General features: G+C 67.2%; 12 protein-coding genes and 1 tRNA gene. 9 read left to right on the forward strand and 4 right to left on the reverse strand.

Annotated elements, in window-relative coordinates; translation table 11 throughout:
• Positions 1 to 8: 8 nt before the first annotated feature.
• Positions 9 to 1,202, reverse strand: a complete 1,194-nt coding sequence (locus tag FJ418_RS04680) for a hypothetical protein (protein WP_181166836.1) — start codon at positions 1,200 to 1,202, stop codon at positions 9 to 11.
• A gap of 339 nt (positions 1,203 to 1,541) precedes the next feature.
• Between FJ418_RS04680 and FJ418_RS04685 the strand changes: the two genes are divergently transcribed.
• The 9 genes from FJ418_RS04685 to FJ418_RS04725 all read left to right on the forward strand — a co-directional run bounded on the left by FJ418_RS04685 (position 1,542) and on the right by FJ418_RS04725 (position 7,732).
• Positions 1,542 to 1,617 (forward strand) — tRNA-Thr (locus tag FJ418_RS04685).
• 555 nt (positions 1,618 to 2,172) lie between these two features.
• Complete coding sequence (locus FJ418_RS04690; RefSeq protein WP_140648157.1) at positions 2,173 to 2,361, forward strand: DUF2158 domain-containing protein; 189 nt, start codon at positions 2,173 to 2,175, stop codon at positions 2,359 to 2,361.
• Between the two features lie 157 nt (positions 2,362 to 2,518).
• The gene (locus FJ418_RS04695) at positions 2,519 to 2,962 is read left to right on the forward strand and encodes an acid-shock protein (protein WP_140863906.1); all 444 of its coding nucleotides are present in this window, start codon (positions 2,519 to 2,521) and stop codon (positions 2,960 to 2,962) included.
• A gap of 45 nt (positions 2,963 to 3,007) precedes the next feature.
• Entirely contained in the window at positions 3,008 to 3,547 is a 540-nt protein-coding gene (locus FJ418_RS04700; protein WP_140863910.1) for an RNA polymerase sigma factor, read from the forward strand.
• A gap of 74 nt (positions 3,548 to 3,621) precedes the next feature.
• Positions 3,622 to 4,071: a hypothetical protein gene (locus FJ418_RS04705; RefSeq protein ID WP_140786247.1), complete on the forward strand. Its 450-nt coding sequence runs from the start codon at positions 3,622 to 3,624 to the stop codon at positions 4,069 to 4,071.
• On the forward strand, positions 4,068 to 4,514 hold the full coding sequence (locus tag FJ418_RS04710; RefSeq protein WP_140863912.1) for a periplasmic heavy metal sensor: 447 nt from the start codon (positions 4,068 to 4,070) through the stop codon (positions 4,512 to 4,514). Before FJ418_RS04705 ends, FJ418_RS04710 begins: the two co-directional genes overlap by 4 nt.
• Positions 4,515 to 4,626: 112 nt before the next feature.
• Entirely contained in the window at positions 4,627 to 4,914 is a 288-nt protein-coding gene (locus FJ418_RS04715) for a hypothetical protein (protein ID WP_140648152.1), read from the forward strand.
• A 100-nt stretch (positions 4,915 to 5,014) separates the two neighbouring features.
• Complete coding sequence (locus FJ418_RS04720) at positions 5,015 to 6,472, forward strand: DUF1800 family protein (RefSeq protein ID WP_140863914.1); 1,458 nt, start codon at positions 5,015 to 5,017, stop codon at positions 6,470 to 6,472.
• 21 nt (positions 6,473 to 6,493) lie between these two features.
• Entirely contained in the window at positions 6,494 to 7,732 is a 1,239-nt protein-coding gene (locus FJ418_RS04725; protein ID WP_246682936.1) for a DUF1501 domain-containing protein, read from the forward strand.
• Between the two features lie 332 nt (positions 7,733 to 8,064).
• Here FJ418_RS04725 and FJ418_RS04735 read toward each other — a convergent pair whose 3' ends face one another.
• The 3 genes from FJ418_RS04735 to FJ418_RS04745 all read right to left on the reverse strand — a co-directional run bounded on the left by FJ418_RS04735 (position 8,065) and on the right by FJ418_RS04745 (position 12,147).
• Positions 8,065 to 8,328 carry a hypothetical protein gene (locus FJ418_RS04735; protein WP_140658270.1) on the reverse strand — a complete coding sequence of 88 codons (264 nt, stop codon included), beginning with the start codon at positions 8,326 to 8,328 and terminating at the stop codon, positions 8,065 to 8,067.
• Between the two features lie 74 nt (positions 8,329 to 8,402).
• Complete coding sequence (locus tag FJ418_RS04740; RefSeq protein ID WP_140863916.1) at positions 8,403 to 10,001, reverse strand: indolepyruvate oxidoreductase subunit beta family protein; 1,599 nt, start codon at positions 9,999 to 10,001, stop codon at positions 8,403 to 8,405.
• Positions 9,994 to 12,147 (reverse strand): indolepyruvate ferredoxin oxidoreductase subunit alpha, encoded by a 2,154-nt coding sequence (locus tag FJ418_RS04745; RefSeq protein ID WP_140863918.1) that lies wholly within the window; start codon positions 12,145 to 12,147, stop codon positions 9,994 to 9,996. Before FJ418_RS04745 ends, FJ418_RS04740 begins: the two co-directional genes overlap by 8 nt.
• Between the last annotated feature and the right edge of the window lie 33 nt (positions 12,148 to 12,180).

The following is a 12,180-nucleotide window of genomic DNA, read 5'->3' on the forward strand; positions in this document are numbered from 1 at the left end:
CGGCGCGATCACTCCGCGATCGAAACGCGGATCTCGTAGATATCGACGGACTTGCCCTTCTGATCGAAGTCGGAGTTGACGGCGATGGTGCCGGCCGCACCCGGATGCTTGTCCGGGAACTGCACGTCGAACAGATATTCGTTGCGCTCGTGGCCGACCGCGTAGCGTTTGCGGCCGCAATCGCCGAAATCGCCGAAATTGCAATCGACCGATATCTGCGTCTCCTTGCCTTCTTCCGAGCGGGCGACGATGTCGAACATAGCGTGCTTGCCGGCAAGCTTCTCCAGCACGCCCTGGCCGACATCGAAGGCGATGGCCGAACCCGACGCGCCCGAGCGGATGCGCAGGAACTGGCCGGTGTCGTCCTTCATCACCTCGGCGGCGGCGTCGGACGGCGTGCTGACACGGGTCGGATCGGCCGGCGAGAAGACGTTGATCCAGTTCTTCGACTGGTCGGCCTCGCCCGGCTTCTGCGGCGAGCCGGGTTCGGCCGGCGGCGTGGAATCCTCGTCGTCCAGCGTCGGCGTCGGTTCCGGCGGGCCGGTGTCGAGCTCGGCCGCCGTCTTGAAGACACCGGTCTGCTTGGCGAAATAGAGGCCGATGCCGGCGGCCGCGAGCAGCGTCGCGACGACGAAGATCGCGGTCAGCGGCAGGCGCCGCCCCCTGATGCGCCGCTCGTCGCGGTCGGGCGCGACCTCAGCGCCGTTGCCGACGGGAGCGCCCGGCGAATCGTCGAGCGACGGCGCGTCGGGAAGCGCTGTCTCGTCCGGCATGATGTCGGGCACGCGCGGCAGCACGCGCGAGCGCGGCTGGTCCGAAGCATCGGGCTGCACCGGGCCGTCGACGGTGATCGAGGGCGAGGGCGCGGATTGCGACGGCGGCAGCGGCGCGTCGACCGACGGCGCGGCCGACACCGGCGCTTCGACGCGGGGATCCGGCGCGCCATTGCCGGCCGAGGCGACGTTTTCTGGCGGCAGCGTCACATCGGGCACGGCCGGCAGGAACTCCGATTCGATCTCGGTGATCTTGGCCTGCACCGCCTTGCGGCGGCTGATGGCGGCCTCGACCGTGACGTTCGGATTGGCCTGCAGGACGCGGTCGAGCGCGGCAAAGGCCGATCGATAGACCTTCTCGCGGAACGCCCGGTCCTCGGCATTGCCTTTCTCGAAGGCATTGCGGATCGCTTTCTCGATGGGGTCCAAGCGAGCTCCCTCTGCGCGTTCGCTCACGGTTGTCTGATCGTCAGCCGCAGGCGACCAATCGATCAACGGCGAGCGGCTGCCTTGCCGGCCAAAGCCATTTCGGCATTTTTTGTTTAAGAATCAACATTTTTCGTCACTACCGGCGCGGTCGCGCCGGCCAGCCAGTTGCGAAGGACGTGCGACCCGCACACCCGCCACAGGCCGCGCCTGTGCCCGTTGCGCGGTAACCCTAGATCGGAATTGCCGCTAGCGAGACCGGAATTCACCGCTGCCCATCTTGAATTAGCGAGCGGTTGAGTCTATCACCCAGCCCATTCTGGAAGCCTGACGCTTCCCGGGGCCGCTTTAGCTCAGTTGGTAGAGCACATCATTCGTAATGATGGGGTCGCGTGTTCGAGTCACGCAAGCGGCACCAAAACTTCTCCGCGGGAACCAAACTGTTGCTGAAGGCCGAGCGTTTGAGCGGTCTGCTCGTTAACCGTGGGCAATGGGGGCAGGTGGCAAAAGATCACCGGCCGGCAACCTGCCCCAACGGAATAAGGGGCTATATCTTTGGTTCTTTCGGACCAATGCGTCCGGCAGGACGGACCTCGGTCGATTGTGGGCTGGCAGGCAAATCAGACAGTCTCGCGATCGCGCCGGCTGATAACCCCAAGCCCCCCGCCCATCGGTCGGCGCATAGCCCGGCTTGCTGACCTCAAATCCTAACCACAAAAAGCGAGCCGGGCTTCCACCTGTGCGCCCATGCCGCAAATTGTCGGAAGAAAGGTCCATGATCGTCCTCCCGGGCGGAGAAGGCAGCCAATCAGTGGAGCTCAAAAGCCTTGATATGACAGTGCTGCCTCGCGGATCACGCTAGCGGCACCAGTTTTCCACGCCTTCCCGCCTGCACCACGTCATCGGCGCATCTCGGCCATTGTCGGGAATCGCTGTTGGTGGGAAACTCGCCTTGTCAGCATGGGAGGTCGAAATGCCCAACAGTTTCAAGACCGGAGACGTCGTCAGGCTGAAATCCGGAGGCCCGGAAATGACAATCAGCGACGGCGCGGCCTCAGGCACGTATCTGTGCCACTGGTTCAACCGCGAAGGCGACGTCTGGACCCCGCAGCATGCCGGCTTCAAGCCGGACCAGCTGGTGGCCGTCGACCACCCGAGATAGTCGTCGCCTCCTGCCCCTTAGGAATCCTTCGGTCCGGCTGCGTCGGATCCGGTAGGCTTGTTGTCCGGTCGAAAAAGGACCGACGGATTTTGCTTTGCCTCGCGTTTAATGGCTGAAGCGTGGCCGCCAATGGCCGCGCCCAACCGGAGACGAGAGCATGATCCGCCAAACGATATTTGTCGTTGCCCTTGGCTTGCAGACCGCGGCCGCGGTCGCCCAGACAACGACGCCGACCCCTGCCCCGGCCCAGACGGCGCCGAGCACCTCGGCTCCGGCCACCAAGTCTGACCAAACCAAATCCGGCCTGACGCTGGAAAAGTTCGAGGCGCGCCGGGAAAGGGCGTTCATGAGGGCCGATACGGACAATGACGGCAAGGTCAGCCTCGCCGAATGGACCGCTTTCCAGACCGCCCGCAAGGCCAAGGGCGATCCGGCCAAATCCTTCGCGCGCATCGACACCAACAAGGACGGCTTCGTCGACAAGGGCGAGCTCGACGCCTTGCTCGCCAAGCGCTTCGCCAGGCTCGACAAGAACGGCGACGGCGTGCTTGGCGCCGACGAGAGGCCGGGCCACAAATCCGCTCCCAATGAGGAGCAATGACCAAGAGGCTATGCCGCACAATGACAGTCGCGAGCGCCCCGGTTGATGGGCGCCGATCCGGACGAGGAGCTGGTACGCCGCATCGGCGCCGGCGACCCCGCCGCCGTGCAGGCGATGGTGGCGCGCAAGCTGCCGCGCATCCTGGCCCTGGCCGCCAGGATGCTCGGCGACGCGGCGGAGGCCGAGGACGTCGCCCAGGAAACCTTCGTGCGCATCTGGCGCCACGCCTCGGGCTGGCGCCAGGGACAGGCGCGCTTCGACACCTGGATCCACCGCGTCGCGCTCAATCTCTGCTACGACCGGCTGCGGCGCCGGCGCGAATGGACGACGGACGAGCTGCCGGAGGTGGCCGATGAAGCGCCGTTTCCCGATGCAATGCCGGGCGACGAAGAGCGCAGGGTCAGCCAGGCGCTGCAGCGTATCGCGCCGCGCCAGCGCGAGGCGATCGTGCTGGTGTATTATCAGGAGCTGTCCAACATCGAGGCCGCCGGCGCCATGCAGGTCAGCGTCGATGCGCTGGAAAGCCTGCTCGCGCGCGGCCGGCGCGCTTTGCAGGCCATGCTCGCGGGAGATGGCGATGACTGAGACCTCGAAGGGACTGCGAATTCTGAGGACTGCGGCGTGGGGGGCCACGTCAAAACGGTGGAAGGGGGAACGAGATGGCTGAGAAGACCGCAAACGGGCCGATGGATGCCGGGCGCTTCGCCGCGCTGGCGGATACCTATGGCGGCGCATTGCACCGCTGGCCGCCGGCCGAACAGGCCGCCGCCATGCTGTTTGCCGATACCGAGGAGGGCCGGGCCATCCTGGCGCGCGCCGGCAGGCTCGACGCCATGCTCGACCGGCATCGCGTCGAAGCACCCGGCCCGGCGCTCCATCGAGCCATTGTCGCCCGCGCCGCGACCGAGGTCAGGCAGGGCCGCCACCGCCGGTTCTGGTGGCTGGGCTTCGGGCTTGCCGGTGCCGGCCTGGCCGGCGCCGTGGCTGGGCTGGCGCTGGTGACCGTCGTTGCCCCGGACGCTCCCTCCGACCACTATGTGATGGATGCCAATGCGACGTCGTTCGGCGATGCCGGTCCCGACGCCGACCAGGCCGAGGAGGACCTATGAGCCCCCGTCTTGTCGCGGCATCGCTGGTACTCAACGTCTTTCTGATCGGCGCGCTCGCCGGCGGGACGGGTTGGCTGATCGGCAAGTCCAATCCGGGCTTTTCGCTGGAATCGGCCGGCGGCAGGCTGCCGGCCGCCGACCGCAAGGTCTTCCGTCAGGCGCTGCGCGAGGTGCGCCGCGGGTCCCGCGACGTAATCCTCGACGGCCAGGCCGCTCGGCGCGAGGCGGCGAACCTTCTGCAGCAGCCGACCCTCGACAGCAACGCGCTTGCGGCGGCGCTCGAACGCGCGCGCAATGCCGATGTCACCGTGCGCACCCGGCTCGAGCAACGCATCATCGAATTCGCCGCGTCGGGATCGGCGGAAGACCGCCAGCTGCTGGCGGACGCCCTGATGCGGCGCGCCGGCAGGCAGCCGCCGGCGCCTGCAAAAAAATCGCCGTAGGCAGCGACGGAAAGAGCGGACACGCCCCGTTCAAGGAAAAGAGGGACAGGCCTGTGACCGCCTTCGGCGGCGGGCAGGTTCTCTTCAACCTCGAAACTTTCGGGAGTATCCCATGAACAGTCTGACGAAATATTCGATCGCGGCAGCGCTCGCCATCGGCGGGACGGCCGCCGCAAGCGCCGCCTCGGCGATGCCGATCGCACCGGCTGCGCCGGCGCCGGCGCTTATCGAGCGTGTCGCCTGGGGCTGCGGTCCGGGCTGGCATCCCAACCACTGGGGCCGCTGCGTCCCCAATCGCCGCGTGATCTATCCCGGCTATTATTACTGGGGCGGGCCGCGCGTCTATATCGGCCCGGCCTGGCATCCTTACCACCGCTGGCACCACTGGCGCCGCTGGTGACGGCCCGCTCATGACGCCGGTGCTGCGGCCGGCGTCGTGAGCGCCCTTCCCGATCCATGCAACATGCCGGCCGAAGTGTCGGTTCGGAACGGAGGCTTCATTGGCCGCACCGGTCTCAAATTCCGTCTCGCCGGACCCCGCCCTGGTCGCGCTCAACCGCTTCGGCCTCGGCGCGAAACCCGGCGACAACCTCGGCAAGATCGCCGCCGATCCGCGCGGCTACCTCAAGGTCGAGATCAGGCAGCAGGACATCGCGCTCATTTCCCCCGACGATCCGAAGAATGCCGGGCTGCTGGACAGCACCGCGGCGATCCAGGCCAGCATGACGGCGGTCATGGAGCGCAAGGCGGCGCGGGCCGAGACGGCGGCGGCCGTCATGCAGCCGATGGCAGCGGATGATCCAGCCGGCCCGGCCGTGACAAAAGCCAAACCCGCGGTGCCGCGTGTCGAGGCCGATATCTATCGCGACGAGGCGCAGGCCCGGTTCGACAAGGCGCTCACTGCGGCGCCCGGCTTCGTGGAGCGCCTGGTCAGCTTCTGGTCGAACCATTTTTGCGTCTCCGTCGCCAAGGCGCCGGTCGTGCGGGCATGCGCCGGCGCCTTCGAGCGCGAGGCGATCCGCCCTTTCGTGCTCGGCCGCTTCGCCGACATGCTGCTGGCGGTCGAGCATCATCCCGCGATGCTGTTTTATCTCGACAACCAGCAATCGATCGGGCCGGATTCGCGCGCCGGCAAGCGGCGTGGACGCGGTCTCAACGAGAACCTCGCCCGCGAGATCCTGGAATTGCACACGCTGGGCGTCGGCAGCGGTTATGCCCAAGCCGACGTCACCAGCTTCGCCGGCATGCTGACCGGCTGGACGATGGCTGGACGCGAGGGGCGGCTGGGAGAGCCGGGAAGCTTCATCTTCAACACCAATGCGCATCAGCCGGGCAAGGCGGTGCTGCTCGGCAAGACCTATCCCGACGGCGGCATGGGCCAGGCGGAGGCGGCGCTCAACGACATTGCCCGCCATCCGGCCACTGCGCGGCACATCGCCATCAAGCTTGCGTGCCATTTCATCGCGGACGATCCGCCGCCGGCGGCTGTCGCCCGTCTGGCCGCGGTCTTCACCAAGACCGATGGCGACCTGCGCGCGATCGCCTTGACGCTGATCGACATGCCCGAAGCCTGGTCGACGCCGCTGACGAAGCTGCGCGCGCCATTGGACTTTGTCGTCGCGCTGCGGCGCGCGGTCGGCGCCACCGCCGGCAACGAGCCGCAACGGTCGCTTCGCTGGCTGAGCGTGCTTGGCCAACCGCTATGGCAACCGCCGGGGCCGAACGGCTTTCCCGACCAGACGGATGCATGGGCTTCCGCCGAGGGTCTCAAGACGCGGCTGGACATCGCCTGGCAGGCGGCGAAGCAGGCGGACGACATCGGCGACCCCGACGAGGCGCTGGCGTCGCTGATCGGCACGTCCGTATCGGCCGAAACACGGCAGGCGATTGCGCGGGCGGAGTCCAAGCAGCAGGGCCTGGCGCTGCTGTTGATGGCGCCCGAATTCCAGCGCCGGTGACCTAGCAATGGAGATGAACCCGTGAGTCTTCTCTGCCAAACTCCCAACCTGTCCCGCCGTGCCGTCTTGATGACCGGCGGCGCGCTGTTCGCCTGGGCCTACCTGCCGCGCTTTGCCCGAGCGGCCTACAATCGCGACCCGCGCCTGATCGTCATCGTGCTGCGCGGCGCGCTCGACGGGCTGTCGACGGTCGGGCCGGTCGGCGATCCGGACTATGCCGGCCTGCATGGCGACATCGCGCTTTCGCTCTCAGGCGCCAACCCGGCATTGCCGCTCGACGGTTTCTTCGCCGTCAACCCGGCAATGCCGGTGTTTGCGCGCCTGTTCAAGGCAGGCCAGGCAGCCGTCGTGCACGCGGCCGCGACCGGCTACCGCGACCGCTCGCATTTCGACGGCCAGGACGTGCTGGAAAGCGGCCTGCCCGGCCCCGGCAACGCGACCACCGGCTGGCTCAACCGGGCATTGGCCAGCCTGCCGGCGGGCGACAGGATTGCGAAAGCCGGCGGGCTGGCGGTCGGGCCCTCGACGCCGCTGGTGATCCGTGGCGCCGCGCCCGTGCTCGGCTGGGCGCCGCAGGCGCTGCCGACGCCTGGCGATGCGCTGGCGGAGCGTGTGCTCGATCTCTACAACCATCGCGATCCGGTGCTGGCGGCCGCGCTTCAGAAAGGGCTCGACGCCGATCGGATGGCGCTGGGCGACCAACTCGACGGCACGACGATGAAGCCTAAGGGCGGCCTCGACAACGCCGCCGGCATGCGGCAATCGGCGCAAGGCGCGGCGAGGCTGATGGCGGCCGATGACGGGCCGCGTATCGCGGCACTCGCCTTCGACGGCTGGGACACGCATGTCAACGAGGGCGGCGCCACGGGGCGGCTGGCCAATCTGCTCGGAGGCCTCGACGGCGCCTTCGAGGAGTTCGAGAAGGGGCTGGGCAAGCGTTGGCGCGACACGGCGGTCGTCGCGATCACCGAATTCGGCCGCACGGCGCGCATCAACGGCACTGTCGGCACCGACCACGGCACCGGCACGGTGGTGCTGCTCGCCGGCGGCGCGATCAAGGGCGGCCGCGTCATCGCCGACTGGCCTGGGCTGAAGCCAGCGCAGCTCTACGAACAGCGCGACCTCGCGCCGACCAGCGACGTGCGGGCGGTGCTGAAGGGCCTGTTGGCGGACCAGTTCGGGCTTTCCGCCGCGGTGCTTGGCGACAAGGTATTTCCGGAGTCTGCAGCGGTGAAGCCGATGCGGGATCTGGTTGTTTGAGGTCTGAATTTGCTCGTCAGCGACAGGCGACCGTGCAACGATCGGTGGCGCAAGGTGAGATAAGTCGCGATCCTTCGCGCCCCCCTCTGTCCTGCCGGACATCTCCCCCACTTGGGGGGAGATTGGCAGCTTTGGCGCCGCGCTCACTCCTGCGATGTCGAATAGACTTTGGTACGACGCTGGCGATTGCCGAAAGCCTGCGTGACGTCCGATCTCCCCCCTTGTGGGGGAGATGTCCGGCAGGACAAAGGGGGGCGCTGTCCCGCCGGCTTCTCTCTCTTTGGCCTGTCTGAACCGTTGCCGGCGTGGGCGTCGATCCCGTCGACGGGTCATCAGCTCCAGAAACCGGGGTGCCAGCGGCCGTGATGCCAGAAGCCGGGATGCCAATGGCGCACGGGCCGGATGAACCGGCGGCCGTTGGGCACGCAATTGCCCCAACGGTTCACGTGCCAGCCGGGACCGCAGCGCCAGCCGACGGTTTCGATCGGCAGCGGCGCAGCACCTGGCTTGGCCATCGGCATGGCCTGGGAGCCGGCTCCGGACAGCAGCAAGGTGCCGGCCGCCAGCGCAACGGGCAGAAAATACTTAGCCAACATGAGTTTGTCTCCGAGATTGATCCCTACCTCCGTGAAACGGAGGACGTGGCCGAAACCCGTCGCAGGCAGGCGGATCACATCTTCGTTATCGGGGCAGAGGTCTCGTTGAGCGTCGCCACGGTCTTCAAAGCGCCGTCCAGCATGTCGCCCTTCTCGTCCTTCAGCGCCGCCTCGCGCAGGCGGCGGATCCAGTCGGCGGCATCGTCCCTGCCCTTCAGCATGGGCAGCGCCGAGAGCACGCGGTCGAATTTCGACTGGGCACGCGCATGGGTGTCGCTGTAGCCCTTGATCAGCCGGCGGCAGTTGAGGATTTCGGTGGCCAAAGCGTAGTCCTGGGGCACATAGCCGAGCGCCAGATCGTACCAGCGCTCCAGATGCTCGACCTCGACCCTGTGGCGCAGCAGGCTGCGGCGCCAGCGGCGCAGGCCGCCGATGAACCACAGCATGGCGAAGCCGGTGAAACTGTCGGTGCGGATGTGGCGGCCGCGATTGATGCGGCGGTCGAGGAAGGCGGCGAGCTTCGGCCGGCTTTCGATGTAGCTGCCCAGCCCCGCCGGCAGCGTGCCGCAGAACTCCTCGATGCGCGGATGGAAATATTCGGTGACCTGCAGGACCGAACCTTCCTTGACGCCGACTTCCTTGCGCACGCGCCGGTCGCGGGTCGAGCGCGTCTTCAGATCGGCGACGCGGATCATGTCGTCGTAGCACATGGCATTGGCGAGATGCTTTGCCGCGGGGATCGACAGCGCGTAGCCGCGCTCCGCATTGTCGAGCGCGACGGCCTTGTCCAGCCGGTCGAGATATTCGCCGCCATAGGCGATGTCCTGATAGTCGACGACCTTCTTCAGCCCGCGTTCGGCCATGTCGCGCACCGGCACCGGCAGTGCCGCGACGCGGCCGGCAAGCTCCTGCCAGCCCTTCAGCAAGGTTTCGGGCCCACTGACGCTCGCCGTTGGCCTGGGTTGAGCAATGGCAGGTTTCGCCTCTGCCTCGTCGCCCGCCGGAGCAACAGCGATGCCTCGCGCGCGGTCGCAAGCTGCGCCGAAGGCGGCGAGGCTTGGCCCGACGCCACGGCCGCCGGCGCCGATCGCCTGTTCGTAGCTTTCCCGGGTGAAGGGCAACGCATCGGAACCGGCCAGCGCGCCAAGCAGGCTGGCGGAAATCATCGTGCCATTGTCGGCGGCGATCTTTTCCATGTCGAAGGCGATGAAGCGCCTGGCCGCCGCTTGCGCCGTCGCATGCACCTTCTCCGACGAGGCGCGGCCATCGCCTGGCTCGATCTTTTCCGAGACGGCGGCGATGCGGTGCGAGGAGGTGATCAGCGTCGTGCGCTCGGGTGTGACGAAACCGCGGATGATGGCGCGGCCGGCCTCCATCAGCTCGGCGGCAATCAGGATGTCGACGTCACCCTGCGAGGGCGACAGGGCAAAGACCGGCAGCCGGCCGGTGTCGCGGGCCATCTCGATGTAATAGATCGTGGCGCCGGTGCGCTGGGCGACGCCGGCGACGGAGGTCGATTGCGCGATATAGCCGCTGCGCTCGGCGACATCGGTGATCCAGTCGGCAAGCACGCCGCCGCCCTGGCCGCCGACCGCGAGCACGGCGAGTTTTATCACCCGCTCGTCATCGGAAGCGCCCGTCTTCGGGTGCAGCGCTGCGTTGTGGTCAAGCATCGGCGAACATCAAACGGCGGCTCTCGCGGCGCCGCTGCAACAGGCCGATCACGGCGCGGCGCGCGCTTTCCAGGAAACGGTCCCAGCGGCCCGGATTGTGAACGACGTCGGCGCGGTAGAAGGACGGGCATAGCACGGCCGCATCCGCCACCTCGCCGCAATTGCCGCAGCCGACACAGTTCTGGTCGATCGAGGCGACCGGATCGTCGCGCAACGGATCGTCGAGCGACTTGACCGACAGCGACGGGCAGCCGGAGAGCCGCATGCAGGCGTGGTCGCCGGTGCAGATGTCCTCGTCGACGCCGAATTTCGGCTTCACCACGCGCTCGCCGCCCTTGATCGCCTTGTCGACCAGCGGCTTCTCGCGGCGCTGACGGTTGAGCATGCATTCGGACGAGGCGACGATGACTTTCGGCCCCTTCTCCTCGGTGGTCAGCGCCTCGCGCAGCGCGGCTTGCATCTTGCCGACATCATAGGTGCGGTCGATGTGGCGCAGCCATTTGACGCCCATGCCCTTCACCGCTTCGTCGATCGGATGCTTGGTCGACTTGGTGCGGTTCGAGGCGCGCGAGGACAGGATGTCCTGGCCACCGGTAGCGGCCGAGTAGAAATTGTCGACGATGACGATGACGCCGTCGTTCTTGTTGAAGACGGCATTGCCGATCGAGGAGGTCAGGCCATTGTGCCAGAAGCCGCCGTCGCCGACGAAGGAGATCGAGCGGCGTTTTGCGTCCGGCGAATTGAAGGCCGAGGCAGAAGCCGGCCCAAGCCCATAGCCCATGGTGGTGGCGCCGAGCTCGAAAGGCGGCATGATGGAGAACAGATGGCAGCCGATGTCGGAGGCGATGTGGTGCTTGCCGAGCTCCTGTTCGACCAGTTTCGTCGCAGCGAAGATCGGCCGCTCCGGGCAGCCTATGCAGAAGCCCGGCGGGCGGCCCGGAACGACATTGATGAGATCGGCCGTGTCGACGCCCTCGCCCAGCTTGTTCGGCGCGCGCACCTCGCCCGGCAGCAGATGCGGGGCGTGCGCCCGCAGGAAGGAGCCGATGCCGTCGAGCATGACCTGCCCGGTATATTCGCCGGCCATCGGCAGATGTTCCTTGCCGACCAGCTTGGTGCCGCGGCCGGCCTTGTGCAGCATCGCGGCGAAGGCCTGCTCGATGTAGTTGGGCTGGCCTTCCTCGACGACCAGCACCGCCTGCTTGCCTTCGCAGAAGGACAGGAACTCGTCGTCGAGCAGCGGGTAGACGGCGTTCAGCACATAGAGCGGCACGTCGGTGTCGCCATAGGTGTCGGCGAGGCCCAGCCGCTGCAGCGCGCGGATGACGGAATTGTACATGCCGCCCTGCATGACGATGCCGATCGAGCCATGGTCCGGCCCGAACATCTCGTTGATCTTGCGGCTCTTGATGAAATCGACCGCCGCCGGCCAACGCTTGGCGACCTTCTCCTTCTCATGCAGGAAGGAAGCGGGCGGCAGCACGATGCGGCCGGTGTCGCGGCGCGGCGCGGCAAGCGCATCGGCGACCGACATTGGCGGGCGCCTGTTGTCCTTGGCGGTGAAGTGGCCGTGCACGTGGCAGCAGCGGATGCGCACCTGCAGCATAACCGGCGTGTTGGAGGCCTCCGACAACTCGAAGCCGTCCTCAACCGCCTTGACGATCGAGGGCAGGTTCGGCCGCGGGTCGAGCAGCCAGACCTGGCTCTTCATGGCGAAAGCGTGGCTGCGCTCCTGCATGATCGAGGAGCCCTCGCCATAGTCCTCGCCGACAATGATCAGCGCGCCGCCGGTGACGCCGCCGGACGCCAGGTTGGCGAGCGCATCCGAAGCGACATTGGTGCCGACGGTCGACTTGAAGGTGGCGGCGCCGCGGATCGGGTAATGCACGGAAGCGGCGAGCATCGCGGTGGCGGTGGCTTCCGACGCACTCGCCTCGAAATGCACGCCGAGCTCGCCCAGGATATCCTGCGCGTCGGCCAGCACGTCCATCAGATGACTGATCGGCGCGCCCTGGTAGCCGCCGACATAGCCGACGCCGCATTGCAGCAGCGCCTTGGTGATGGCGAGGATGCCCTCGCCCGCGAATTCCTCGCCGGCGCCAAGCCTGAGCTTTTCGACTTCCTTGGCAAAAGACCGTTCGGCCATCTCTGCCTCCTTCCGTTGCCGCTCGCCCATCGC

The organism is Mesorhizobium sp. B2-8-3, assembly GCF_006440815.1.
GTDB lineage: Bacteria > Pseudomonadota > Alphaproteobacteria > Rhizobiales > Rhizobiaceae > Mesorhizobium.